Consider the following 2,202-nt stretch of genomic DNA (forward strand, 5'->3'; position numbering starts at 1 on the left):
TTCCCAGGTCAGATTGCTACGGTATGCTTTAGTCATTCGCTCACAGGGTGCTGGTTTCTACAAAATTCAGCATACGCCTTGTGAGCTTTCTTACACTAGCCCCCCACTTTTAAAACATCCTCTGAAAGCGTAACGCAGCTTGTTCCAATACTGGAGGTGCAGCAGGGCCAGATGTTTGCGGTTTGGGTATACCTAAATTAATTTCAAAGCTAGGAAGATTACCTGCGTTTAATTGCACACCAGTTTGCGTTATTTGCGGTAATCCGACAGTAGGTACTTGAATTACATTTAATGAAGAAATATCGTAAGTAACTGACAAAAATGGGACGGTATCTAATAATCCCAAAATAGTACCTGCGGTGTTGTAGGCTCTTAACAAACCGCGCAAGGTTCCTAACTGGTCATCCAATTTCCGCCTACGTAGCTCAAATGATTCTTTTTTCTGAGTTTTTTCGGGAATTTTTTCTGTGACTATACTTAATTCTTCTTCTTTTTTAATTATCTGTTTACGGGTTATATCTTTTTGTATTTCTATCTCTTTCTGTTTTTCAGTTGTCGGCGCTTCTGTGAGCAATGCTGCACGTAATGGAGCTGACGGGGTATTGCCTAAACTTTGATAAACACGTTCGAGTTGCTGTATATCTTTTTCAAGAGAGGTTTTTTGCTTAATTAATTCTTGAATCAACAATACAGTGTCACTTATTTCTTTGGCTACATCCTTGATTTCTACCGATATTTGCTCATATTTTACTAGTAGACTGTCATCGAAGACTTTGACTACAAAATTGCCATTTTTATCGGCAAGATAAGCACGATTGTAGTTGTTGGTGATAGCGATGCTGCTATTTAAATTACCAATCGATATTGAGGACAAACCATTAGTTACGGTGTAGCTAGCCGGGAAAAGGCTAGTAACTAGAGAAGGCATATTATAGGTAACAGTCAGCTTACCTTTAACTAGCTTGACACTACCAGTAGGAAGATTTATGTCTTGATCTATTCCCACCATATATTCGCCACTACGCACTCCTCCCCACGGTGGTGACTGGGTACGAATCATCCCATCTGCACTGATGACACCTGATTCTGCTACCAGCCAAGTTTCTTTCCAGCCACCGTTAATATCGGGTATGGTGTCTTTCTCAAAGAAGTAAACTGTTTTACCTACCAGTGATGCGTCTGCTTTCAAGTTTTGTGGCAACTCAATAGCCAATTGTACAGGTAGCATGAGGGGATCGTTACCAGTTTCTAATTTGAAGCCTGATAAAAACTGGAAGCCTTGGGGGGTAGAAAGTGATAAGAGCTGCTGGGTTAATAGCGGCGTAATCCGTATGTTCGTATCTTCAAATAGCGTACCGGGAGCTACCATTACTTGCATGGTACGGTTTTCGTTATCACCATCGAGAACGTCAACCTCAATAATTCCACCATCAGTAGTCAGTTGAGTTTCTGCTACCGTACCTGGAGATACGCGAATAGTATGCGGTGCTTCTACCCGGACGGGAACAAGATATTCGGATGCTCCATAAATAACGGTAACGTTCGCTATTCCTTCTTTTTGTGCGGTAATTAAGCCATTTGCGTCTATTTCCAGGATGTTGGAGTTACTGACGAAATAACGAGTACCTGTTGTAGTATTTTTCCGGTCTGGCGAACCATATATTCCTTCAATGCCAACCAGCAGTTGTCGCGTTCCACCATTGGGAAGGATAATTGCTTTGGGATAAATGTTTAATCCATTTTCTTCAGCAAGTTCGATATTGAATTCAGTTTCATTGGTTGAGCGTAACTCACCTACCCGCAGTGCAGTCACAGCAGTAATGCCATTACGCGACGCACTCAGCACCGACACGCCATCACTGAACCCCGTCACCTTACCCGCAGACACCGCCGCCACGGTAGAATTATCCGACGCCAACTGCAATTATGAATAAGGCAGAATCACATCTTGTTGGTCAGCAAAATCCCCAACCACCACCAACTCAGTACTTCCACCCACATCCAACCGCAAACCACGTCGTGCAAAATCAAGATTAACCAACGCCGCATTACTGACATTCACCGTCACCTTAGCTGGTGTAGAACTACTAAACCCATCATCCGCAACAACATCAAAACTCGCCGTTCCCGAATAACCAGCAGTCGGTGTAAAGAAAGCAGAATGACCATCAGGCGTAAACGTTACCGCCCCATTCACCGGAT

2 protein-coding genes are annotated in these 2,202 nt (G+C 43.1%); both read right to left on the reverse strand.

Annotated features, from left to right (window positions below; genetic code table 11):
* Positions 1-109: 109 nt before the first annotated feature.
* Positions 110-1,918, reverse strand: a complete 1,809-nt coding sequence (locus LC605_RS32595; RefSeq protein WP_229551492.1) for a hypothetical protein — start codon at positions 1,916-1,918, stop codon at positions 110-112.
* A gap of 6 nt (positions 1,919-1,924) precedes the next feature.
* Positions 1,925-2,202 (reverse strand): hypothetical protein (locus LC605_RS32600; protein ID WP_229551493.1); only part of this gene is annotated, 278 nt, incomplete at its 5' end.

The sequence above is a fragment of the Nostoc sp. CHAB 5836 genome (assembly GCF_020829445.1).
GTDB lineage: Bacteria > Cyanobacteriota > Cyanobacteriia > Cyanobacteriales > Nostocaceae > Nostoc.